We start from the raw sequence: 515 nt of genomic DNA, 5'->3' as shown, positions 1-515 counted from the left end.
ACGACCGTGGTGACCGTCCGACCGGTGGTGGCGGCGGTTTCCGTCGTGACGACCGTGGCGGCGACCGCCCGACCGGTGGCGGCTTCCGCCGCGACGACCGTGGTGACCGCCCGACCGGTGGCGGCGGTGGGTTCCGTCGCGACGACCGTGGCGACCGTCCCTCGGGCGGCGGCTTCGGCCGTGACCGTGACGACCGTGGTGGCGACCGTGGCGGCTTCCGTCGTGACGACCGTGGCGACCGTCCGTCGGGTGGTGGCTTCCGTCGGGACGACCGCCCGGGTGGTTTCGGTGGCGGGCGTGACGACCGTGGTGGCGACCGCGGTGGGTTCCGTCGTGATGACCGTGGTGACCGTCCGACCGGTGGTGGCGGCGGTTTCCGTCGTGACGACCGCGGTGGTGACCGTCCGTCGGGTGGTGGCTTCCGTCGTGACGACCGTGGCGACCGCCCGACCGGTGGCGGCGGCGGCTTCCGCCGTGACGACCGTGGCGGCGACCGCCCGACCGGCGGTGGCTTC

At 75.1% G+C, this 515-nt stretch carries 1 protein-coding gene; it reads right to left on the bottom strand.

Annotated elements, in window-relative coordinates; genetic code table 11:
* Positions 1–515, bottom strand: a 515-nt coding sequence (locus BI06_RS51955; protein WP_043477254.1) for a hypothetical protein, incomplete at both ends; no start/stop codon positions are given.

It is taken from the genome of Kitasatospora sp. MBT66, from assembly GCF_000710405.2.
GTDB classification, from domain to species: domain Bacteria; phylum Actinomycetota; class Actinomycetes; order Streptomycetales; family Streptomycetaceae; genus Kitasatospora; species Kitasatospora purpeofusca.
The sequence above is the reverse complement of the archived record's forward strand: the minus strand, read 5'-3'. Positions and strand labels throughout refer to the sequence as shown.